General features: G+C 48.1%; 19 protein-coding genes, 1 tRNA gene and 1 pseudogene. 10 read left to right on the top strand and 11 right to left on the bottom strand.

Annotated features, from left to right (window positions below; genetic code table 11):
- Nucleotides 1–21: 21 nt before the first annotated feature.
- Both ACOJTG_RS13370 and ACOJTG_RS13365 read right to left on the bottom strand, forming a co-directional pair.
- A complete protein-coding gene (locus tag ACOJTG_RS13370) occupies nt 22–507 on the bottom strand; it encodes a hypothetical protein (protein ID WP_420154276.1) in 486 nt (161 codons plus the stop codon).
- A 180-nt stretch (nt 508–687) separates the two neighbouring features.
- A complete protein-coding gene (locus ACOJTG_RS13365) occupies nt 688–1,512 on the bottom strand; it encodes a purine-nucleoside phosphorylase (protein ID WP_420154275.1) in 825 nt (274 codons plus the stop codon).
- 141 nt (nt 1,513–1,653) lie between these two features.
- Here ACOJTG_RS13365 and ACOJTG_RS13360 point away from each other — a divergent pair, with 141 nt between their 5' ends.
- Entirely contained in the window at nt 1,654–2,619 is a 966-nt protein-coding gene (locus ACOJTG_RS13360; protein WP_420154274.1) for a DNA/RNA non-specific endonuclease, read from the top strand.
- Between the two features lie 63 nt (nt 2,620–2,682).
- On the opposite strand, the gene ACOJTG_RS13355 is transcribed toward ACOJTG_RS13360, so the two are convergent.
- Nucleotides 2,683–3,945: an asparagine synthetase B gene (locus ACOJTG_RS13355; RefSeq protein ID WP_420154273.1), complete on the bottom strand. Its 1,263-nt coding sequence runs from the start codon at nt 3,943–3,945 to the stop codon at nt 2,683–2,685.
- Between the two features lie 220 nt (nt 3,946–4,165).
- On the opposite strand from ACOJTG_RS13355, the gene ACOJTG_RS13350 reads away from it, so the two are divergent.
- A complete protein-coding gene (locus tag ACOJTG_RS13350) occupies nt 4,166–5,404 on the top strand; it encodes an ABC transporter permease (RefSeq protein WP_420154272.1) in 1,239 nt (412 codons plus the stop codon).
- A 136-nt stretch (nt 5,405–5,540) separates the two neighbouring features.
- Nucleotides 5,541–5,624: transfer RNA gene (locus tag ACOJTG_RS13345), tRNA-Leu, on the top strand.
- A gap of 155 nt (nt 5,625–5,779) precedes the next feature.
- On the opposite strand, the gene ACOJTG_RS13340 is transcribed toward ACOJTG_RS13345, so the two are convergent.
- Nucleotides 5,780–6,655 (bottom strand): DNA/RNA non-specific endonuclease, encoded by an 876-nt coding sequence (locus ACOJTG_RS13340; protein ID WP_420154271.1) that lies wholly within the window; start codon nt 6,653–6,655, stop codon nt 5,780–5,782.
- A 1,036-nt stretch (nt 6,656–7,691) separates the two neighbouring features.
- On the opposite strand from ACOJTG_RS13340, the gene ACOJTG_RS13335 reads away from it, so the two are divergent.
- Complete coding sequence (locus ACOJTG_RS13335) at nt 7,692–8,918, top strand: serine hydrolase domain-containing protein (protein ID WP_420154270.1); 1,227 nt, start codon at nt 7,692–7,694, stop codon at nt 8,916–8,918.
- A gap of 39 nt (nt 8,919–8,957) precedes the next feature.
- On the opposite strand, the gene ACOJTG_RS13330 is transcribed toward ACOJTG_RS13335, so the two are convergent.
- Nucleotides 8,958–9,629: a DUF3431 domain-containing protein gene (locus ACOJTG_RS13330; RefSeq protein ID WP_420154269.1), complete on the bottom strand. Its 672-nt coding sequence runs from the start codon at nt 9,627–9,629 to the stop codon at nt 8,958–8,960.
- An 84-nt stretch (nt 9,630–9,713) separates the two neighbouring features.
- Here ACOJTG_RS13330 and ACOJTG_RS13325 point away from each other — a divergent pair, with 84 nt between their 5' ends.
- Nucleotides 9,714–10,082 carry a hypothetical protein gene (locus ACOJTG_RS13325; RefSeq protein ID WP_102202293.1) on the top strand — a complete coding sequence of 123 codons (369 nt, stop codon included), beginning with the start codon at nt 9,714–9,716 and terminating at the stop codon, nt 10,080–10,082.
- A 216-nt stretch (nt 10,083–10,298) separates the two neighbouring features.
- A complete protein-coding gene (locus ACOJTG_RS13320; RefSeq protein ID WP_094812976.1) occupies nt 10,299–10,523 on the top strand; it encodes a hypothetical protein in 225 nt (74 codons plus the stop codon).
- Between the two features lie 73 nt (nt 10,524–10,596).
- Here ACOJTG_RS13320 and xylA read toward each other — a convergent pair whose 3' ends face one another.
- Both xylA and ACOJTG_RS13310 read right to left on the bottom strand, forming a co-directional pair.
- Complete coding sequence (gene xylA / locus ACOJTG_RS13315) at nt 10,597–11,928, bottom strand: xylose isomerase (RefSeq protein WP_420154268.1); 1,332 nt, start codon at nt 11,926–11,928, stop codon at nt 10,597–10,599.
- 70 nt (nt 11,929–11,998) lie between these two features.
- Entirely contained in the window at nt 11,999–13,486 is a 1,488-nt protein-coding gene (locus ACOJTG_RS13310) for a xylulokinase (protein ID WP_420154267.1), read from the bottom strand.
- 320 nt (nt 13,487–13,806) lie between these two features.
- On the opposite strand from ACOJTG_RS13310, the gene ACOJTG_RS13305 reads away from it, so the two are divergent.
- On the top strand, nt 13,807–14,787 hold the full coding sequence (locus ACOJTG_RS13305; RefSeq protein WP_420154266.1) for an SPFH domain-containing protein: 981 nt from the start codon (nt 13,807–13,809) through the stop codon (nt 14,785–14,787).
- Between the two features lie 65 nt (nt 14,788–14,852).
- Here ACOJTG_RS13305 and ACOJTG_RS13300 read toward each other — a convergent pair whose 3' ends face one another.
- The 4 genes from ACOJTG_RS13300 to ACOJTG_RS13285 all read right to left on the bottom strand — a co-directional run bounded on the left by ACOJTG_RS13300 (nt 14,853) and on the right by ACOJTG_RS13285 (nt 18,541).
- Nucleotides 14,853–15,356 (bottom strand): hypothetical protein, encoded by a 504-nt coding sequence (locus tag ACOJTG_RS13300; protein WP_420154265.1) that lies wholly within the window; start codon nt 15,354–15,356, stop codon nt 14,853–14,855.
- Nucleotides 15,357–15,738: 382 nt separating this feature from the next.
- Complete coding sequence (locus tag ACOJTG_RS13295) at nt 15,739–16,779, bottom strand: hypothetical protein (protein ID WP_420154264.1); 1,041 nt, start codon at nt 16,777–16,779, stop codon at nt 15,739–15,741.
- A 52-nt stretch (nt 16,780–16,831) separates the two neighbouring features.
- Nucleotides 16,832–17,848: a hypothetical protein gene (locus tag ACOJTG_RS13290; RefSeq protein WP_420154263.1), complete on the bottom strand. Its 1,017-nt coding sequence runs from the start codon at nt 17,846–17,848 to the stop codon at nt 16,832–16,834.
- Nucleotides 17,849–17,869: 21 nt separating this feature from the next.
- Nucleotides 17,870–18,541 carry a hypothetical protein gene (locus ACOJTG_RS13285; RefSeq protein WP_420154262.1) on the bottom strand — a complete coding sequence of 224 codons (672 nt, stop codon included), beginning with the start codon at nt 18,539–18,541 and terminating at the stop codon, nt 17,870–17,872.
- Between the two features lie 333 nt (nt 18,542–18,874).
- Here ACOJTG_RS13285 and ACOJTG_RS13280 point away from each other — a divergent pair, with 333 nt between their 5' ends.
- The 3 genes and pseudogenes from ACOJTG_RS13280 to ACOJTG_RS13270 form a co-directional block, all read left to right on the top strand.
- On the top strand, nt 18,875–20,074 hold the full coding sequence (locus tag ACOJTG_RS13280) for a hypothetical protein (protein WP_420154261.1): 1,200 nt from the start codon (nt 18,875–18,877) through the stop codon (nt 20,072–20,074).
- A gap of 138 nt (nt 20,075–20,212) precedes the next feature.
- On the top strand, nt 20,213–20,986 hold the full coding sequence (locus tag ACOJTG_RS13275; protein WP_420154260.1) for an ABC transporter ATP-binding protein: 774 nt from the start codon (nt 20,213–20,215) through the stop codon (nt 20,984–20,986).
- 11 nt (nt 20,987–20,997) lie between these two features.
- Nucleotides 20,998–21,933: pseudogene (locus ACOJTG_RS13270) on the top strand (hypothetical protein); the annotation flags it as partial.

Here is a 21,933-nt window from a genome sequence, read left to right as displayed (position 1 = left end):
TTTAAGCCTCTATACGCGATATTACCGTACCTTATATACAGCCGTTTTCTTGAAACCTTTGAAGTAAATAGATGAATCCGCAGGCAGATCCATAGAAATGATCCATTGATGGGGACCTTGCTTTTGGCCGGTGATGGTGCCAGTTTGAACCCGAAATCCGCGGGGACCACTGATCCCGCCATTCCAACCTGAAATAACCTTAGCAGCTTTTAACTCACGGGTGGTACTATAACGAAAGGACAAAAGACTCGGATCAAATTCAAAAGCAATAACCGGAGAACCACAATCGTAGCAATTCTTTAAATCGTAATCGTCAGCGTTGTAATACGCTACGTAGGTAGGAGCTTTCTCAAGGATAAAAAACGAGCTACCCCGGAGGGTATCGGGCCCCCAAAGATCGATGTAATGATTAGGTAATATGGTATATGTTTCTTTCGGTAAATTCTCCTTGGATTGGCAACCCAGAAACAGGATAGATAAGATCAGTAATCCGAACCAGTTTTTCATGCGTAAAAAGGTTTGTATGGTTGAGTACAGAAGTCCGGCTTAAAGTTTGTCCCTTTAAAAAGCTTGCGTGAGCGTTTCTAACGTATAGGCGAGCTTACTGGGCTACAGAACTTTTCCAGTCTACAAATGACCCCATCCAAACCACCAGCGTTGGAATGACAAAACCTTAATTTTTGCAAATCAGTCCATCTGTTCAATCAACCGTTTGAAAAGCTGACTCAAATGCGGTTCTGCTTTCGCCGCGGCGGCCAGTATTTCGGAGAGTTTGGCTTCTTTCAACGTTTCCGGAATACACAAATCCGTGATTACGGAGCAGGCGAATACCCGCATGCCCATCTGTCGGGCCACCAGTACTTCGGGTACGGTACTCATACCCACGGCATCCGATCCCAGTTGACGCAACAGACGGTACTCGGCTTTGCTTTCGAGTTGCGGTCCCTGTACGCTGGTATACACACCCGCATGCGGCGGCAGGCCGAGGTCATTGAGAATCGTTTTCGCCTGCTGAATCCACGCGGCATCGTAAGGAGCACTCATATCCGGGAAACGGGGACCAAACTCCGGTGGGTTGAAACCCCGCAACGGACTTTCGGGTAAGAACAGAGCGATGTGGTCGTCGATGATCATCAGATCGCTGGTACGGAAGGCCGGGTTCAAGCCACCCGCCGCATTGGAAACGAGCAAATGCCGAATGCCCAGGGCGTGCATTACCCGAACCGGAAAGGTAACCTGCTGCATGGAATACCCCTCGTAATAATGAAAGCGTCCCTGTAAACAAACGACGGATTGACCCGCCAGCGTACCTAGTAGTAGCTTACCCGAATGCGACTCGACAGTGGACAAAGGAAAGTGCGGAATCTGATCATAAGGGATCGCTCCCAGAACCTGAACTTCACTGGCCAGATGGCCCAGGCCCGTACCTAAAATGATCCCTACCTTGGGATGAAAATCAGGGAATTGATTGCGGATGGCCTGACTGGCCTCCTGAATGGCTTCGAGCGTCATAGAATGGAGTAAAGGGTTTCTGCGAAGATAGTACGAGCCCTGACTAAAAAAACTTGCCTGCATTTTATCTCTTATTTTTACTCGAACCCCATAAAATCAACTCATCTTTGCGTCGTTTTTAATTACACTTTTTACCCATTCATGATGCCACGTACCAGAGGGATGCGTAATAATCGCCTTGTTTTTCTTTTGTTTTTAATCGGAATCGGTCTGGTTCTGAGGTATTGTAATAAGCCGCATCCGCTCGAAATGATCAAGGCGGATTTATACGAGCTGGTCGGCATTAAGAAACCCAGACGTTCTTCTACGGCTGAGTCAAACGAAGAAAGAGCCGCTCGTCGGAAACGCTCGTCGGATGAGTCCTATGATTCAGAAGCCAGCGACAGCCAGGAGAATACGGGTTCGGCTTCTACTTCTTTGGGAAGCCTGGAGGACTACCTGCCCGCTTACGACAAAAACGCCCAGATTATTCGCCGGAGAGGCTACATTCTTGATTACGAGGAATCGTACGAACAAGCCGCGTGGGTGGTTCATTTTCTGTTGAATAAGAAAGGAAATGCCCGCCGGGCGGATAGTTTTCAGCCCGATCCGCTGGTGGAAACGAAAACGGCTTTGCCGAACGATTACACCAATACGGGTTACGATCGTGGACATCTGGCTCCGGCGGGAGATTTCAACTACGATCAGAAGCTGAAAAATGAAAGCTTTTACATGAGTAATATGTCGCCGCAGGCCCATGACTTCAATACGGGTATCTGGAGCCATATCGAGCAACGGGTACGCAGCTGGACGAAGAAACGTGGTGATCTAGTGATTGTAACGGGACCCGTACTACGCAAAGGATTGCCGACTATTGGCAAGAGTACCGACATCGCCGTACCGGAATATTACTACAAGCTCATTTATGATCCGAAGCGGGAGGAAGCTATTGCGTTTCTGATTGGGAATAAAGGTTGGGTAAACGTCAATATGCAGGATTTTACCACCTCGATTGATGAAGTGGAAAAGAAAACGGGGATCGATTTCTTCGCAAAATTACCTAAGGCACAACAGGCCAAATTCGAAGCCCAGCACGATGTGAAAGCCTGGTTTGGTCGGGAGAAATAGTAGGGAAAGAATAGCACAAAAAAAAGGTACGGTGAGCATCCGTACCTTTTTTGTGCCAGACGACTAGGTTTTCATCTTTTTCTTCTTGGCCGCCGGGAACAGAATGTTATTCAAAATGAGTCGATAGCCGGGTGAAGTCGGATGGAGGTTCAAGTCCGTGGGTTCTTCGCCCACTTCGTGCCGGTAATCCTCCGGATCGTGACCGCCGTAAAAGGTCCAAAACCCTTTGCCGTACGTACCGTGGATGTAGCGAGCCTCGCCAACCGAACGATTTTCGCCCAGGACCTGTACTTCGGGTTTAATAAATTCTTTCTTGAAAGCCGTCGTTTGGCCCATGAATCCTTTGATGGTCGTTTCGTGGTTTTGCGTAAGCATCGTGGGTACCGCGTCCCATTTGGCGGAGAACTGAAACAACTGGAAGTAATCGTTCGATTCCATCAGGCGGCGTTCATCGGGCTGACTATCGATGGTTGAAAATTCAATCTGGTACGGGTCCAGGATCACTTTAAAATCCTTAAATGCGAACGTTTGAGAAAAATCCAGTTTCTGGTTGATGTTCGGGTCCGCCGGTGTACCATCATAAAATGCATCCACAAAATCGACTCCATTAGCAGCCAAAGCCACATCGTAGGTATCCGTAGCGTTACACATGGCAAACATATAGCCCCCACCGGATACAAATTCCTGAATCTTTTTAGCTACGTTAAATTTCAGTTGAGGAATCGTTTGTAAGCCGTACTTACTGGCGGTTTGCTGACCTTCCCGTTTCTGGGTTTGGTAGTAGGGGTAATTCCGGTGCTGCCAGAATTTGCCCATCTGGCCCGTAAAATCTTCGTGGTGCAGGTGTAGCCAGTCGTAGGTCGGCAATTTTCCGCTCATGACCTCGTCGTCGTAAACCGTCTCGTAAGGAATTTCAGCATAAGTCAGTACCAGCGTTACGGCGTCGTCCCAGGGCTGACTAACCTTTGGACTGTATACGGCAATTTTTGGAGCTTTCTGTAGTTTGACAACGTCCATATTCACGTCGGGCTGCTGCAGTTCCTGCCGGATCTGCTGAGCCTGTCCGTCCGAAATGACTTCGTAGGAAATGCCCCGAATGACCAGTTCATTCTGAAATTTCTGGTTTTCGGGAAACAGGAAACTGCCGCCTCGGTAGTTTAGGAGCCACTCTACTTCCGTTTCGTAGCTTTTCAGAACCCAATAGGTCAGTCCATAGGCTTTCAGGTGATTTTTCTGGGACTCGTCCATCGGAATCAGGATTTGAGAGGCCCGTACTGAACCGCAAACCAGCAGGAAAAGGATAAACGGAAGGATTAGTCGTTTCATTGGTGCAGTAATTTTCAAAAACAGCCACGAACTTTGATCAGTAGTTTGAAAGTAACGTTAGTATCAGCCGTATTGATCTGTTTAGTGAAATTTTAATCGTCCAAAACAGGATGATTGATGAAAAGTTGAATCCTCAATTTAATCAATTTTTTCAGAATCAACATTGCTAAAATTGCGGACCAGTACGAGGAACTTCAACGCGATTACTTACCATTAATTCATGGATTTTCTTGAGAACATACGCGAAGGCCTGCGTTCGATTCGGACTAATTTGCTCCGGACCGTACTGACCTCGCTCATCATTGCCGTTGGAATCAGTAGTTTGGTAGGAATCCTGACGGCGATTGATGGCATTCAAAGTAGTATTGATAATAGCTTTGCCGGACTGGGAGCGAACACGTTTGATATAACGGAGGGGGAAGAAATGGGCATTCGGATCGGTGGACGCCGTCGAAAAGTGTTTGGCCCTATTCTGTACCGGGAAGCCCAGGAGTACAAGCAACGCTTTGGTTTTGGTGCCACGGTATCCCTATCGACCATAGTTACGGGAACCGCCCAAATCAAGTATGAAAGCAAGAAGAGTAATCCAAACGTGTCGGTTACGGGCGTGGATGAAAATTTCTTTGCGGTGAAGAGTTACAAGATTCAGGATGGACGTAATTTTTCGGCGAACGATATTTCTAACTCAACCAATGTAGCCATTCTGGGAGCGGAGATTGCCACGAATTTGTTTGGGACGACCAAGCCGGTCGGAAAAGAAATTAGTGTACTCGGTTCGAAATTCAGGATTGTCGGTTTGCTGGAACGAAAGGGTAATCTCACCGGTGGCGGGGACGATCGTCAGGTGTTTATTCCCATTGAAACGGCTCGCCAATTGGCAGGTACTCGCAGTTTGTCCTTTGGCATCACCACCAGCGTACCGGGCCTGAACCGGGTGGAGCTGCTCATGGACGAAGCCCGAGGCCTGATGCGACTCATCCGGAAAGATGCCATTACGCAGGAAGATTCCTTTCAGGTCGAACGGGCTGATGCTGTATCCCAGAATTTCAAGGAAATCAACGAGCAACTGACCCTGGGCGGTGTTGGGATTGGCTTTATTACCTTGCTGGGTGCCAGTATTGCCCTAATGAACATTATGCTGGTATCGGTTACCGAACGTACCCAGGAAATTGGTATACGTAAATCGCTTGGAGCAACGCCCAAACGCATTCGTCAGCAGTTTTTAATTGAAGCCATTGTCATCTGCGTACTGGGTGGACTGGCCGGACTGGTACTGGCTCTGGTATTTGGTAACGTGGTCTCACAACTGATCAGTCAGGGTACTGCCAGTTTCATTGTTCCCTGGGGTTGGATGATCATTGGTATTGTCGTCTGTGTCATCGTCGGTTTACTCTCCGGATTTTATCCCGCTTGGAAAGCCTCCCGCCTCGACCCAATTGAAGCCCTGCGATACGAATAAAGCCGAAACCGCAAGCCATTTTAAACGTTTGGACGTCAGCTGGTTCTAAAAAAAAGCAAAAAGTTTTCTCTGGAAAACTTGCCAAAGGGCCTTTCCAAGGTGTATACTTGCACTCCCAAACGCGAATACGCGAGTTGCCCAGATGGCGGAATCGGTAGACGCGATGGTCTCAAACACCATTGTCTTCACGGACATGCCGGTTCGACTCCGGCTCTGGGTACTGGTCATCCCTCTTAGTTACTTGCTCGTCAGGTGGTTAAGAGGGATTTTTGCTTTCTCACTGAAACGGTAATGCCCACTGGTATTACGAAGCGTAAGTTACCCTACCTGCGTAATACCAATGAATTTCAATGAAATGATACGTTAATCTTAAATTCAAAAGGTTGGCGTATGATTTTCAATTCGGTCCTGGGTGGAACGGGGAAGGGCCGAAAAGAAATCAAGGCCCGTTAGTTCTTCCAGTTGCCGAACCGATAGCTGCCAGCGTCGCCAACCCGTACCGGCGACGTCCTGAGAATTGGGCATATCAACGGCAATTACTTCGACCGACTCCTTTTCCAGGCGAGCGTAATCATTTTCGCCTTCCGGCATAATCAGAATCACTTTCCAGCAGCGACCAGGCACGCTTACTTTCCCTTTGGCAATCGTCGTGGCTGATCCGTTAGAGCCTTTACCACCCGCTCCATACCCACCCGCGTAGAGGTAGGCCTCGTAGCCTAGTTTTATTTTGGTCCGGCAATACTCCTCTAAATCATTCCAGATGCCCCGGTTTAAACTAGGGGCCTGAGGAATCATGTTCGACATGACAAACGTAGCGGAGTTGGCGGTTTGCGTAGCCGTTCGATCGCCCGATGGACACAAATGGCCACGGTCAAATCCACTATTGGTATAATCAGTAGGTTTGATCGGGGGAAAGTTACGGGGTAAATCCTCGTCAGGTCTGAAATCATCCTGACGATCGGTAGTACCTAAATCACTCTTTTGTAGATGCCAGCTTACCCAACGAGCAATGCCTTTTTCAGGCAGATAAGAAACAACAAACGCCGGTTTGTAGAGCAGGTACTCCGAACTATCATTGGGTAGATTACCCGACTGTCGGGAAGGAAGCCCCAGATAAGCTTGCAGGGGCAGCGTACGGTCGTTCGTGGGTGTAACCAGAGGCTTTCTGCTACAGGAATCTGCCAGTAGCAAAAGGGCGAAAAGAATAGAGCAAAGGGACGCTTTACTGACGGTTCGTAAGGGCGGAAACATATAAGTTCAAGGATGTATCAGACGGAATTCAACGACGAATATAAACGGATTCTATCGTTATGAAAGCTGTACCAGAGTCTAGATCAGGTCATAAAATACAAACCTGATTTTGCTTACTACTGGCTTGCCCAGTCTTAACGGTTTGAAGTTGAAAAGAACACTTTCCCTTCCAATTATCAACGAAATACCCTAAAAAATTAGGGTTCATTTTTAATAGAATTAAGTCTTGTGTCGTATATTTACAACCGTTACATTTGTTGCGTCTTGATTACAGAAGAGCTGTATAGAAATCTATCTTTTCAGGTAAGGAGAGCTTTTAGTGGCAGTAGCCTTGGTTCTCTAAGATTATTCAGGAATGGATTATTCAGGAATGATTGAAATGATTCATAAACTTTCAGCCAGAGAGACCTTGTTGAGCAAGTAGTGTGTTTGTTTTAGTACGAGTTTTCTTATCCACCTACCTATATGTATTCAGGTAAGGCTTCCTCTGATTCTTCAGAAGAAGCCTTATTTTTTGTCGCCAGACCGTACCTTATGGGGAGAATAAACGTTTCTAACGAATCTTACAGGCCAGTGCTCTCAACGAAAGACTTAGATTAATCTCTTTTAGGCAAAGCAGTACTTCTGACAAAAAAAAGCCTACTACCTGAGGCAGAAGACAATATTCAGCGTAAAAAAGTAGGAAGGAGAGAGTATTGGAAATAAAACTCCCAATACCTTACGATATCGGGAGCAAGTAGCACAAAGCTACATGCCTTTTCTCACGAGTAGTGGCGGTCAATCGTGAAGCGTATGGCGGACGCTTACTATGGCTCAAGTATAGAGCTTTTTTCTGGGTTTTCAGTGAAGCAGTAATAAAAAATTACCCAATACTTCCGTAAGAAGGGTTCTTATTACTCTCTTTCCCGGAGGAATCATCTAAATAGAGTTCAACTTCTGAGGTGACGAATTGATCTACGCTTTTTCATTATTAATCTTAAACCTGCTGCAATAGAAAGGACGAGGAGTAGTTTCGTCCGTAAATATAAACAAGCGTATGTTCCGACTTCTATTGGCTCTGCTCTGCTTAAGCATGGGGGCTGCTTTTGCCCAGAAAAAGAAAACCTCCGAAGCTCCGTATTTCCCGACGGCTCAGCAGTGGGAACACCGAACGCCGCAGGAATTGGGACTGGATGCGGCCCAAATGCAGGAAGCTATAGCGTTTGCGAAGGCTAATGAAAGTAAAAATCCCCGTAGCATGGAACAATCCCATTACCAAAGCTTTGGGAAAGAACCGTACGGGTTTGCAATTGGACCCTTTGCCGAACGGGGGGAACCTACCGGACTGATTATCCATAAAGGATACCTGATCGGAAACTGGGGTGAGCCGCTGCGTTGCGATATGACGCACAGTGTTACGAAAAGCTTCCTTTCTACTGTCGTTGGTTTGGCCGTCGATCAGGGACTGATTCGTAATGTACACGACACCGTAGCTCCTTACGTACCTCCCATTGAAGTTTACGGACAACCTCTGTTACGACCCGCGGACGAACTGGGTCAACCGGAATTACTGCGGCCCTTTGATACGCCTCACAACCGTACGATTACCTGGGACCATCTGCTTCGGCAGACGAGCGATTGGGAAGGTACGCTCTGGGGCAAGCCCGAGTGGGCCGACCGCCCGGCCGCTCAGGTCTCCGAGTGGCTAAACCGGAAACGACATGCACCAGGCAGTGTCTACGAATACAATGATGTTCGGGTCAATGCCTTAGCTCTGGCGGCTACGAGTGTATGGCGTAAACCGCTACCTGAAGTGCTCAAGACTCAGATCATGGATCCCATTGGTGCATCCAATACCTGGCGGTGGACGGGTTACCGAAATGCCTGGATCGTACTCGACGGTCAGCCCGTACAGTCCGTAAGCGGTGGCGGTCACTGGGGTGGGGGCATGTTCATCAACGCCTACGATATGGCTCGCTTCGGCCTACTGACCCTGCACAAAGGCCGCTGGAAGGATCGGCAGCTCCTCTCGGAAAACTGGATAAGTCAGGCCCGCACGCCCACGACTGCTCAGCCCACCTACGGTTACATGAACTGGTTTCTGAATACGGAGGGCAAATATCTGCCCAGTGCTCCAGTTACGGCGTTCACGCACGTGGGCAACGGAACAAACATTATTTACGTCGATCCCGAACACGAGCTGGTAGTAGTTGCCCGTTGGATTGATCAGAAAGCTTTGGATGGATTTATTAAAATGGTACTGGAGTCTTTTCCGAAGAAGTAAAAACAAACCCCGGTAGACACGAGTACTGCCGGGGTTTGTTCATGAAATGATTCCCTGATTTTTCATCGGCTTCAGATAAACCGTCTCCCTTCCCTGGAGTACTTCCTCGGGAATTCCCTGAACGTCAAAGACTTTGTCCCAGCTTCGCTCATAACAATGGGCCGCATCCGGGAAATGAATGGATACTTCGAGGGCATTCTGGTAAAAACTTTTCGGCTTTTGTTGAATAATTTCCCGATGAATGATGAATTGAGCCCCCAGTACGAAGGTATACCGTTCCGGGCCATCCGTACCCAATACTTTTTGGTGAAATCCTTTTAAGTCCAGCCCGCGACCATCCTCGTTTTTACTCCAGGTTTGAAAGAGCCGCAGGCCCTCCCAATCGTCCGTATCAATCAGGTGTCCCAACCATTCAAAAGGTCGGATGGGTTCTGAATTACTGGTCAGTTTTCGGAGGGTCGCGTGAAAGTCGTAGGCGTGGTCAAAGGGCTTTCCCTGGCTAAAAACCGTGATTTCAGCCAGAGAATCGTACCGTTCAACGATATGATGCAGGTAGGTGTGAGCCTCTCGGCCTTTGTTAGGCAGAAGAATCCCGGCAGGCTGCGTATGAGCTGAATCTTTGTGATACAGCGTTCGGTGAATGGCGGACGGTACTTTCCGTAGCCAGTTGAGATTTTCCTGGTAATGAGCAACTACTAATTCGTATAACATGCGACAAAAATACGGCGATGGAAAAGGGGTGGCACTGCTTTTTTTACCTATCAGGCATATCCATAACCACTAAACAATACTATCATGTTTAATCGCCATAACGAAAAACACGCGGGTACCAGCCTGGGCTCAGCGACTAGAGATACAAACTTAGTAAACAACCAAGGTTCTTCAGCCGAAGCGGGTCGTAATAGCACGATTACGCAACCCATCGAAAAACCAGTGGGTGGCCCTTATGATCCAGAACAGGATGCCGACACTATTGAACGGAATACGGAGGAAACTACTGAAGAGCCTGCCTACGGCGAAGATGCCAATAAAACGCAGGCTTTTTTGAACGATGCGAATGCAACCCATGATCGGAGATACAAGGATCTGGAAGAACGCTATCCAGAAGACGACGAACTCGCTGGCGACCAAGCTCGCCCCGAACGTGATATTCCTCTAGTATAATCCGATTATAGAAAAGAGCCCGAATGATTCGGGCTCTTTTTTTGTATAACAACCTGAGGAAGATTGAGTAGTGCCGAACAAAAACTGGAAAGATTGAGGTCTTCTTTCCATGAAAAGATATATTTTTTCATGGAAAAATGCTGTGGCATGAATGTTTGATAATTACTATTGACGAGTAATCGTCTACTATGCAACAAAACCTCAATTATTTAAATCATGATGAATCAATCAAACTCGCAGCAGGGCAACCAACAAGGTGGCCAGCAGCAACAGGATCGCAACCAAGGCAACCAACAATCGCAACAGTCTGGACAATCAGGTGGCCGTCAACAAGGCATGGATCAGGAAAACCTGCAACAAGATGACATGACCCGTCGCCAGGGACAAAATCAAGATCAAAATCGGGACCGCGAGCAAAGCCGCCAGTCCGATCAAGTATAAACCGTAGAATGAATTAACCTATACGAAAAAAGCCACCTTTACAGGTGGCTTTTTTCGTATAGAAGATCGATCCTTACAGAATGTAACGGTTGATTAGATTCTCCAGGTATTCCTGGCGGCCTGAACGAACTTCTGGTTCGCCCAGTTCAATCGCCAGATCACGCAGATCCGCCAGACCAAGTGTACCGTTTTCGAATTCCTTGCCTTTGCCTGAGTCGAAGCTAGCATAGCGATCCGCACGAATCTGCTTGTACTCCGAAGAAGTCAGGATTTGATCAGCGATGATCATGGCTTTGGCAAATACGTCCATGGCTCCGATGTGAGCATAGAACAGATCAGCGGGGTCCGTAGAGTTCCGACGACGCTTGGCATCGAAGTTCACCCCACCACCCTGCAATCCGCCGCCTTCCAGAATCACCAGCAGAGATTCCGTCAGTTCGTAAATATCGTTCGGGAATTGATCCGTATCCCATCCGTTTTGGTAATCACCCCGGTTCGCATCAATGCTGCCCAGCAGACCGGCATCTACGGCCACTTGCAATTCGTGAGCGAAGGTATGACCCGCCAGCGTAGCGTGGTTTACTTCCAGGTTCAGTTTGAAATCGTCCATCAGACCGTACTGACGCAGGAAACCGATCACCGTAGCCGCATCGTAATCGTACTGGTGCTTGGTGGGTTCCATCGGCTTAGGTTCGATGAAAAACGTTCCTTTAAAGCCTTTACTACGAGCATAATCTTTCGCTACGTGCAGGAAACGAGCCAGGTGTTCCTGCTCGCGTTTCATATCCGTATTAAGCAGGGTCATGTATCCTTCACGACCACCCCAGAATACGTAGTTTTCACCCCCCAGAGCAATCGTTGCGTCGATAGCCGCTTTTACCTGAGCACCACCGTGAGCCAATACGGCAAAATCAGGGTTAGTAGCGGCACCGTTCATATAACGAACGTGTGAGAACAGGTTGGCCGTACCCCAAAGCAGTTTAGCACCTGACTGTTCCATTTTAGGTTTCACGTAATCAACCCAGGCTTGCAGGCGAGCCTCGAATTCTTCAACATTAGGCGTGTAATCCGCTACGTCTACGTCGTGGAAGCAGAAATAGGGCAGGCCCAGTTTGGTAAGAAATTCAAAAGCAGCATCCGCTTTATCTTTCAGGCGTTGGATGGGGTCCGCTGCCTGATCCCAGGGGTGCAGGTGCGTAGCCGAGCCAAAGGGATCAGAACCGTCGCCACTGAGGGTATGCCAGTACGCCATACCAAACTTGAAATGCTCTTTCAGCGTTTTTCCCGCTACGATACGGTTTTCATCGTACCAACGGAAGGCTAGCGGATTCATGGATTCCGGACCTTCGTACTTGATTTCCCCGATGCCCGGGAAATATTCCTTTTCGCCTAGTAAAACGGCCATTGTAAAAGCGTTTAAAAAGTGAGTAATGAATGAGTGTATGGTTTCAATGCGGCGAATGATTCGCCAATAGCTACTGCAAATATTTTTTCAACAGCGAAAGCCAGTTCGCATAAAATTCCTGATACTGATCCGCCTGCGATGCGTTCGGCTCTACCGTAGCGACTTTCGTTAAACGACTGAACGCTTCTTTAGGAGCCTGGAAGTAACCCAGACCCACGCCTGCTCCGAGAGCCGCTCCTTTAGAACCGTCAGTATCGTACAGTTCCACGGGCGTTTGCGTAACGTTCACGAACGATTCCGTAAAGACATCACTCAGGAACATGTTGGCTTTGCCCGCCCGTACTACCTTCGCCGGGCTACCCATGGTAGCCATGATATCCATCCCGTATTTAAGCGAAAAGGCAATGCCTTCCTGAGCCGCCCGGAACACGTGACTTCGCGTGTGGCAGTTGAAGTCCAGCCCGGAAATGGTACTGGAAACCGTACGATTTTCCAGTACGCGTTCAGCTCCATTCCCAAAAGGAAGGATCTGTACCCCCTGACTGCCCGCTGGCACGGTAGCAGCTAGTTCGTTGAGCTGGCTGTAGGTTAGACCGGAGCCAAACTGATCGCGTACCCAGCGGTTCAGAATTCCCGTACCGTTGATGCACAGCAGAATACCTAGTCGCGTCTGGTCATCCCGCTGGTGGTTGACGTGAGCGAAGGTATTAACCCGGTTCTGAGGATCGTATTTAACCTGATCAGTTACCGCATATACCACGCCGGAAGTCCCCGCCGTCGCCGCAAATTCACCGGGATCGAGTACGTTTAGAGAAAGAGCATTGTTCGGTTGGTCGCCTGATTTGTACGTAACCGGAATGCCTGCTTTCAGACCCAGTAAATCGGCAATGGAGCTTTTTACTTCCCCGTGTACCGAGAACAAAGGATGCAGTTCGGGTAAGATCGTTTTGGGAAAGCCAAAGGCATCCAGAACATCTTCGGAAACCTGATTCGACTGGAAATCCCAGAAAATACCTTCCGATAAGGCCGAGTTAGAGGTTGTAATGGAACCCGTCAGCATCATCGCGATGTAATCGCCGGGCAGCATAATCTGGTAAATACTACCGTAAATTTTCGGTTCATTGGCTTTCACCCAGGCTAGCTTGGCCGCCGTAAAATTACCGGGTGAATTGAGCAAATGACTCAGAGCTTTTTCCGAGCCTATTTTTTGAAAGGCAGCTTCTCCGTAGGAAACAGCCCGGCTATCGCACCAAATGATAGAAGGCCGGAGTACCTGTTCGTTACGATCCACGACAACCAGCCCGTGCATTTGATAGGCAATACCGATGGCCCCGATGTCTTTTGGGTTATAAGCTCCCGTGGCATTGGCTTTCAGAATCGCCTGTTGGACGCAATTCCACCACATGGCCGGGTCCTGTTCGGCAAAGCCCGGCTGGGGCGTAGAGATGGGATTTTCGAGATCAGGATATGAAGCTGAAGCCACAACCTGCTGACTATCGGCGTCTACAACCGAGACTTTAATCGAAGAGGTACCTACGTCAATTCCTAGAAGAAGCATGTGTTAGCAGAGAAATATAATGCAAGATGTGTCAGATTGACAATATTGACAAATCTTCCAATGGAAAACCTTATTTTATTTCTTGGAAAATTGCAAAAGATAAAACTAAAATACTGAAAATCAGCAACCTGCATTCGCATTAAATTCTTTATAAAAGGCCAGTATTTCGGTGATGAAGTTTTAGAAAGAAAAGAAAATGAATCCATGAAGGAAGGATTTTACGAAATTAAAAAATCCGCAGAAATCACTTCCAAGGCTGGTGGAAAGCCTCAACTTTTAATAGCTTTGATTCACTGAGTTTAAACCTTCTTTTGTGCACTATGGGTATTTTTGATTTCATCCGAAATGAATTTATCAATGTCATTGAATGGGTCGACGATACGTCGGATACCATCATCTGGAAATTTCCCGACAAGGGCAATGACATCAAATATGGGGCTCAACTGACCGTACGCGAAAGTCAGGTAGCCATTTTCATGAATGAGGGTCAGATTGCCGACGTGTTCCAGCCCGGGCGACACGAGCTGACCACGGCCAACATGCCCATTCTGACGACACTGCGTTCCTGGAAATACGGTTTCGAATCGCCCTTCAAGGTGGACGTGTACTTTGTGAACACGAAACAGTTTACTAACCTGAAGTGGGGTACGGCCAACCCGATCATCGTTCGTGATGCTGAATTCAAGCAGGTACGGATTCGGGCTTTTGGTACGTATACGTTCCGGGTCAACGAAGCGAAAAAGTTTCTCAAGGAATTTTCCGGTACCAATCCGCAGGTACGGGTCGGCGATATTGAAGAACAGTTGCGTTCAGCGATCTTCTCCAAATTCTCCGATGCCATTGCCGAAGCCAATGTTTCGGTACTGGATCTGGCCCGTAACTATACCGAACTCGGCGAAAAGCTGCTACCCTTACTGGGGAACGATTTCGATCAGTACGGTCTCCAGATTGTCAAGTTCTACATCGAAAACACCTCTCTACCACCCGAAGTAGAGGCCTTCCTAGACAAAACCACGCAGATGAATATGGTCGGGGATATGGCCCGGTTCCAGCAGTTTCAGGCGGGGATGTCGATTGAAAAAGCAGCGGAAAACTCGGGAACGGCGGCCAGTATCGTAGGGATGAACCTGGGGGGCATGATGGCCGGAGCGGTAGCTCCTGCTTCGCAGCCCGCTCAACCGAATCAGTCGAAGGAAGACATTATGGGCTTACTCAAACAACTGGGCGATCTGAAAGCCGCCGGTATTCTAACGGAAGAAGAATTCACGGCGAAAAAAGCGGAATTACTGGCGAAACTGTAAAGGTTCCATTTTCATACTATCATTAAAAAGCCCCGAAAGAATGCTCTTTCGGGGCTTTTTTGTTGCTAAAATAAACGACTCCAGGCGAAGCGGATGAGGAGTAGTACCCCCACAAAGCCTATCAGCAAGTAGGCAAACGGAACGTACGTAACGGCATAAAAATGCAGCCGATCCAGGAAAAATAGAATCCCGATCAATGCAGCAATGAGGGTTAGAAATCCTGACAGTTTACAGAAACCAGGAATGTACGAAAACGGAATTTTCTGCCGGATCATCCAGAGGATAGCTCCCATGCTAATCATCGGTAAGACTTGCGTAATCAGGTTCATCGTCCAGACGCTCTGCCGTTCGAAAAGAAAGAGGTAAATGTTTAGCGTAAAGGCAAACACGCCCGGAATTGCCGCCGCATAGACCAGTACGGTATACGCATACTTCCACCGCAAAATCTCCTCCGGCGTTCGCCCCGACCAGAGGTTGACCAGTAAGGCCAGCAACGGAATACACATCAATACCAGGGCAAAAGGTCCCGGCTGCTGAGAAACGGATCGGAACAAATCCTGAAGCGTCATGGATAGGAAGTGGAAGGGGGTTTAGGAGGTTTGAATGGTTTGAGCAGGTTTAAAGAAGTTTGAATAGTATTTAACGTTTGAACGGGTATTGGGTTTGAGCAGGTTTAAAGAAGTTTGAATAAATAGTGTTTAACGTTTGAACAGGTTTGAAAGTTGGATCCTCAGAAGGGTAATGGGCTAACTACTAGGCTACTAGTAACGTAAATTTCAAGCCCATCTTAAAACCCCAGAGGGGTTTAATACGAATAGCCAGGAGTCAAACCCCTGGCCACCTGAGCAAGTTAAACCATTTTAAACGTTCCTTCGAACCTCAAGGCTCTTCAAACCTCAAGGCTCTTCAAACCTTTTGAAACGATCAAACCTACCTCAAACGTATTTCAAACTACTTCGGCAAATCCAGCAGGAAGCCGATCGTAAAGTTGGCATCCCAGTCGAATACGAATTTTTCACAACCCGTACCATCCGCAATGGCTTTGTAAATATTCAAACCCGCCCGAGTTTTGGCATTGTCGAGTTTGTAAGCGTCGGCAGCATCCAGTACGGTATACCGTTCTTTGCCCTTGCGAACGGCTTTCGCTAGCTCGAACGGCACTCCACCAATGATAAAGCAGGTTTTGCGGTGGCTGCTCGGTATTTGCTTGGCTTTGGCTTTCACTTCGTTGTAAACCGTATTATCGCTTTTACCTTCCTGAAAATACTTGGAACCGTAGCTTTCCAGAGCCGATGTTTTATTTCCTTCTTTCCAGGAGATTTTCGTGTTCCCTGAGCCAATGTCTACCACAAAAGCGGAGTCATAAAATTCCGTTGGGAGCACACTTCTTAGGGCCAGTCTACCTTCCTGTTCCGCTGAGACGGTGTTCACAAAGTAATTGAGCGATTTCAATACGCGGATGATGCGTTGCGTCACGTCCGCCTTGACGGCTCCTGAACTCACCACAAAGTGAATATCACGGCCACCCACGCCGAAGTCGAGCATCCCGCCGATGTACTTTTTCAGGCCGGCCCGTACGTCGTCATCAGTCGCCATGTTTTCAATGACTAAACTATTGCCAAACTCAGCTTTTTCGAGTTTCCAGTTTTTCTGATCGTCTATCCGAATAATGAAGGAGTTAAATCCGCTGGCTCCCAATTCTACTACGCCCTTCAGTGTACCACCCTGGGGTACCGGAGCTTCGTAATCGAAACCGGGCTTATTGGATTGCGTAGCCGAGGAAGAAGTCGTAGAAGTACGCTCTTCGTCAACTCCTTCGGAGGAGGCACTTTCGGAACCTTCATTCGAGGAGCGGCTGGTGGTTTCCTCCGTATTTTCCTTGCGAAGCGATTTGAGTAAATCAACTCCGCCTACGTACTTAAAGCCAAAGTAAATGGCAGCCAGGATAAGGGCGGTAATGAGCAGTCGGCCCGTTACGGTGAGTCGTTGCATAAGAATAAAGGGATAAGTTGAAATTTAGAATCGGTTGTATGGGTAATGAAAATTATTCCAGCAGGCTCCGGTAGCCTTCATCCTTGGGAGGATTAATCGGTCGGTTACTGGGCGAACTTGGGGTGGGAGAGTCCAACTGGATCAGCTTGAAGTCACCTTTGTTATAGGCTTCCAGCATGGCCTGAACTTTGTCGGACAGAACGCCGTTCTGAATATCCACCGAATTGATGAAGTCCATCGACAGGTCCATAGCCCGTTTCATTTCGCCGAGTTTCTGGCTCATGTCGTCCTGAATGTATTCCATGGATTCATCAAAGTAAAACTTCTTGTCCGGATTCCCTTTAAAGATACTCACCGCCGTCCGTAGGGCGTTCGAACTTTCCTTGACAATCTGGTATTCAGCTTCTTTCAGCTTTACTTTGATTTCCGTTTCCTTAATGATGTAATCCGCACTTGTATTGACCTTTTCCATAAAGGCCAATACAGTTTTCATGTTGCGTTGCAGGGGCAGCAGTTTCTCGTTCATTTCCTGTAAACCCGCTCCTTCAATCGTCGCCAGCGAAGCAGCCTCCTTCATCCCAGGCTTATCGGCCAGACTTTGAGCCTTGTTCGCTTCCGCAAACTTCTGCTTGATGGCTTCGTTGTTTTCGTTGATTTTCCGGTTCAGCTTCACCAGTTGTCCCGCCAGCTGATCAATCTGACCCTGCATTTTCCGGCGTTTATCTTTCAGATCCTGCACGTAGATTTTCATGATGGCAATGGGGTCGAGCTGAATCACCAGACCCGTGATTTTACGCATCATGGTTTTGTAAAGGAAGAAAACCGCCGTACGAACGTCTTTACTGGTAAAAAGAAAAATCAGTACGCCCAGCACCGCCAGTAGAGCCGCGAGGTACAAGGTATTTTCCGTCACTTTGATTAGAAACTCAACCACGCGGTTGAAATATACCAGTCCAAATCCGGCCAGGGCAATCAGGAAAACAAAACCGACGACTCCCTCCGGACGACTCCAGAATGATTTTTTGGCGGCATCATCGGTACCACCGCCCAATTGTGAGAAATCAGCCATGAATGTGTAGCGTTTTTGAGGTTATGATTTTAGATACTGACCAATTTTTAGCGTATCGTTTTTAATCTGCTCGGTAAATTGCTGGAAGGTCGCTTCGTAGTTCGCCCGGTTTTGCGTGAGTTTTCCACTCTGCTCGTCCACTTCGCCGCTGATCCGGGTTAGCCGTTCCTTATTGGCGTTGATCTGATTCTGAATATCGAGAATCTGTTTGGCTAGGGCTTCGTTTTGCTGTTCCAGCGTTTTTTGTTCGTTCTGTAAGCCGCCTACTTTTTCGGTAACCGCCAGATCGACACTCTTTAAAAAAGCCTCCCGATCTTTTTGCAGGACGCTCAGGTATTGATTGGCCGTGGTGACCAGTCCGGAAGGATCGGTACCGCCACTGAGGGCTTTGAAACTGGCCCAGGCCGCCTGAAATTGTTGTTCTTCGCTCAGTCCGAGGTTGGTCAGATTTTTCAGCGTAGCCCGAAATTCGAAATAATCGGGGCCGGGCAGATTATTCTTTTCTAGTACGGAAGCAAAGTGATCGATGAACTTAGCATCGGTAGTACCACTGGGTGTCACGGATTTCGGAATTGGAGCTGGAACGGGTTGCGAAGGCGTGGCCGGAGCTACCGGTGTTCCTTTCGCCGCTTCGGGAGCTTCCTCAAAAAAGATGTTTAAAATCTTACGGCCTAAACCTTTATTTTCTGACATAGCATTTCCAGTTAGTAAAATTATGAAGCTTGACTGGCAAGGTAGTATTCCTGAGCAATCTCAGCCTTTTTTCTACTTAAAATTTTGATCCTGCACGCTTGCTACGCTTTCCAGTGTTGCTTTCTTGCTTTCAAAGGTCCACAATCCTGCCTTTTTATACCCCATGCATTCATACGAACGGATGCAGGACTTGACAGAATCCGGGAAAATTAGGTTGACTGTTAAAAGGATTTCGAAAAAATGCGTTTTTTCGGGAAGATAAATACGTTGAGTGTTCGGATTAGTGGCGGGTTAGAAACGTCTGAAACGTGCACGAAACACTCATTTTCCCCTATGGAACGCGAACTAGACGATATTCTTCATTGCCCTTGCCCCAGTTGCGGTGCCCAGTTACAGTACAGTGCCGAAAAAGAAGCCATGGCCTGCAAGCACTGCGGCTATACCGAAAAACTGACCCTGGCCAACGATCGGATTGAAGAATTGGACTTCAACCGGGCCCGTACGGATACGGAGCATACGGTGGAACGGCGGTTATTTTCCTGCCAGCGGTGCGGAGCCAAAACAGTGGTCAATTACGACACGCCAACGATTAGCTGCGGTTTTTGTGGTTCGCAAAACGTTAACCCCGAAGCTACGAAAACCCGGCTGTTTGAGCCGCAGGGGATTGTACCGTTTCGAATCTCCCGGAATCAGGCTTCGGAATCCTTTAAAAAATGGATCGGTCAGAGCATCTGGGCACCGAATGACCTGAAAAATCTGGCCCGCCTTGATACACTGCACGGCATCTACATTCCCTTCTGGACTTACGATGTGCAGACGCATTCGGAATGGGAGGGAGACGCGGGTACCTACTACTACGAGACCGAACGCGTACGCGATCCGAACGGAAACGTTCGAACGCAGCAGGTACGCCGCACCCGCTGGTGGTACCACAATGGCACCTACGACCAGTTTTTTGACGATGTCCTGATTCTGGCTTCGCGGCAATTACCCCAGCAAACCATCCAGGGCGTGTATCCTTTTCTGCTGGATCAGGTCGTTAATTACGAGCCTAAAGTACTGCTGGGTTGGGAATCGGAGGTATATAAAGTCGATCCGCAAGAAGGCTTTGCGGTGGCGAAAGAACAGGTGGATCAACGCATTGAATCGGCTTGTGCGGACTTGTTATCCGACGATACGTACCGAAACCTGAGCGTGCGTACGCAGTATTCTAACCAAACCTTCAAACACCTGATTCTCCCGCTCTGGATTTGTGCTTACCAGTACAATGGGAAAACGTACCAGTTTCTCATTAATGGCCAAACAGGAAGCATTGACGGTAAACGGCCCGTATCGTTCTGGAAAGTATTACTGGCAGTACTGGCTTTCCTGATGCTGGTGTTCGTTCTGGTAACCATAAGCGGAAAAAAGAAACGCTCGAACTACGGAATGACCGTCCCTACGATGGAAACGCCGGTTGCTATAAAAAGGGATATATCGGGTTTGAAGTTTGATGTAAGTTCAGGTATGAAAAAGTGGGCGGGCGAAAGGTAGTACCGTAGGGGCTGATGGATTGGAAGACGAAAGGTATTCTGTTTGTAGGCATCGACTGTGATAAAAGGCTCATCCCTCAAGTGAAACGAAATAGAAAACGAACGCTTAACCAACGAATACCTAACCAAAACCCACGCTATGTCCACCGTTATCTCGATTGAAAACCTGCAAAACTCCTACGGCGACGGCCAGCTCGTACTAAAAGGCATTAATCTGGAAGTACAAGCCGGAGAGATCATCGGCTACATTGGCCCCAACGGGGCGGGAAAATCCACGACCATCAAAATTCTGCTGGGGATGATTCCCAGTTTTACCGGCGAAGTACGGGTGCTCGGACAGGACATCCGGACGGAGGCGATGGAAATCAAGAAGCAAGTTGGATACGTACCCGAAAATGCGGCTCTCTACGAAGTACTGACTCCCGTGGAATACCTCACCTTCATTGGTCGCTTGTACAGCATGAGCGACGCCGTGATTCAACGAAAAGCGGAGGATCTACTGCATTTGGTCGGCCTGTCCAACCATATCAACAGTCGCATGAGTACCTTCTCCAAGGGCATGCGGCAGAAGGTACTGCTTATCTCCGGCCTCATCCATAATCCCGAAATCATCTTTCTGGATGAACCCTTATCCGGACTGGATGCCAACGCCGTGATCCTGGTTAAGGAAATTCTGGCTCAGCTCAAAACGGCTGGAAAAACGATCTTCTACTCCTCACACATCATGGACGTGGTCGAAAAGATTTCCGATCGCATCGTCATCATTAATCAGGGGCAGGTGATTGCCAACGGCAGCTTTGAAGAATTGAAAGCCCAAGCTCATTCGGGTTCGCTTGAACGTATTTTCCAGGGACTTACCGGCGATGATACCACGCAAAGCAAGGCTTCCGAATTCTTACAGGCCTTACAATAACCCGATCCCTTATGACCTCTTCTATACTTTGGTTACTGGATCGACTCCAGGGGCTGTTCCGTATGCTTGGCGTGGATTATGCGATGATGCGAAACATCGTGGAAGTTAAGTTTACGATGGATAACCGCCGGAATCACGCTTCGCTAGGCAAACGCTACCAGGAAAAAGAGTCCAGTCAGCGGCTGCTGATGGTGTACGGCATCAATGCTTTGTTGGGTGGACTCATCGGTTCCTTCCTATTCATCGCTCCTTCATTACTGCTGGCTCTGACCATCGTACTGGGCTACGTCATTGCCTGGGTGGCCCTTACCCTCATTACCGATTATTCGGAATTGTTACTCGATACAACGGATAATCTGATTTTATTACCTCGACCCGTAAGCGACCGTACCGTCTGGATGGCCCGACTGGTACACCTAACGGGTTATATTACCCTGCTGACGCTAAGCATTATTTTGTTGCCGACTGTATTTGTAGGCATTAAATATGGATGGGTAATCGTACCCGTTTTTGTGTTATTAAGTCTACAGGCCGTTCTGATTGCCGTTTTTCTAACGACCTTACTCTATATGCTGGTGGTGCGTTTTTCGAGTCAGGAACGAGTCAAAGACATCATCAGTTACATCCAGATTGCCATGTCGATATTATTTACGGCGGGCTATCAGATTATGCCTCGCATGATTCGTTTCGGCGAAGTGATGGAAGCGGAGCATACCATTCGAACGTGGTACTACGCTGTCCCCTCTGCCTGGTTGGCGGGTTTGGTAGATATGTTTTATCGGCAACAGTACGATACGCCTCACCTGATCCTGGCAGTTCTGGCCATTTTGGTACCACCGGCATTGATCTATGTAAACAGTAAATACCTGGCTCCTTCGTTTACCAAAAAACTGGCAGGCCTAGCCGCTACGGGATCAGAAGAGGCTAAAGTGGTCGTTGAAAAATCC

Origin of the sequence: Siphonobacter sp., assembly GCF_048595215.1 — a bacterium.
Taxonomy (GTDB): Bacteria; Bacteroidota; Bacteroidia; order Cytophagales; family Spirosomataceae; genus Siphonobacter.
Note: the sequence above shows the minus strand (reverse complement) of the source record. Positions and strands in the feature narration are given on the sequence as shown.

Coding starts and splice junctions, on each gene's coding strand:
- ACOJTG_RS13280 (WP_420154261.1), top strand. CDS start 18,875: ATGGAACGCGAACTAGACGATATTCTTCATTGCCCTTGCCCCAGTTGC.
- ACOJTG_RS13320 (WP_094812976.1), top strand. CDS start 10,299: ATGATGAATCAATCAAACTCGCAGCAGGGCAACCAACAAGGTGGCCAG.
- ACOJTG_RS13355 (WP_420154273.1), bottom strand. CDS start 3,945: ATGAAACGACTAATCCTTCCGTTTATCCTTTTCCTGCTGGTTTGCGGT.
- xylA (WP_420154268.1), bottom strand. CDS start 11,928: ATGGCCGTTTTACTAGGCGAAAAGGAATATTTCCCGGGCATCGGGGAA.
- ACOJTG_RS13325 (WP_102202293.1), top strand. CDS start 9,714: ATGTTTAATCGCCATAACGAAAAACACGCGGGTACCAGCCTGGGCTCA.
- ACOJTG_RS13310 (WP_420154267.1), bottom strand. CDS start 13,486: ATGCTTCTTCTAGGAATTGACGTAGGTACCTCTTCGATTAAAGTCTCG.
- ACOJTG_RS13300 (WP_420154265.1), bottom strand. CDS start 15,356: ATGACGCTTCAGGATTTGTTCCGATCCGTTTCTCAGCAGCCGGGACCT.
- ACOJTG_RS13305 (WP_420154266.1), top strand. CDS start 13,807: ATGGGTATTTTTGATTTCATCCGAAATGAATTTATCAATGTCATTGAA.
- ACOJTG_RS13340 (WP_420154271.1), bottom strand. CDS start 6,655: ATGTTTCCGCCCTTACGAACCGTCAGTAAAGCGTCCCTTTGCTCTATT.
- ACOJTG_RS13365 (WP_420154275.1), bottom strand. CDS start 1,512: ATGACGCTCGAAGCCATTCAGGAGGCCAGTCAGGCCATCCGCAATCAA.
- ACOJTG_RS13370 (WP_420154276.1), bottom strand. CDS start 507: ATGAAAAACTGGTTCGGATTACTGATCTTATCTATCCTGTTTCTGGGT.
- ACOJTG_RS13350 (WP_420154272.1), top strand. CDS start 4,166: ATGGATTTTCTTGAGAACATACGCGAAGGCCTGCGTTCGATTCGGACT.
- ACOJTG_RS13290 (WP_420154263.1), bottom strand. CDS start 17,848: ATGGCTGATTTCTCACAATTGGGCGGTGGTACCGATGATGCCGCCAAA.
- ACOJTG_RS13275 (WP_420154260.1), top strand. CDS start 20,213: ATGTCCACCGTTATCTCGATTGAAAACCTGCAAAACTCCTACGGCGAC.
- ACOJTG_RS13330 (WP_420154269.1), bottom strand. CDS start 9,629: ATGTTATACGAATTAGTAGTTGCTCATTACCAGGAAAATCTCAACTGG.
- ACOJTG_RS13335 (WP_420154270.1), top strand. CDS start 7,692: ATGTTCCGACTTCTATTGGCTCTGCTCTGCTTAAGCATGGGGGCTGCT.
- ACOJTG_RS13295 (WP_420154264.1), bottom strand. CDS start 16,779: ATGCAACGACTCACCGTAACGGGCCGACTGCTCATTACCGCCCTTATC.
- ACOJTG_RS13285 (WP_420154262.1), bottom strand. CDS start 18,541: ATGTCAGAAAATAAAGGTTTAGGCCGTAAGATTTTAAACATCTTTTTT.
- ACOJTG_RS13360 (WP_420154274.1), top strand. CDS start 1,654: ATGATGCCACGTACCAGAGGGATGCGTAATAATCGCCTTGTTTTTCTT.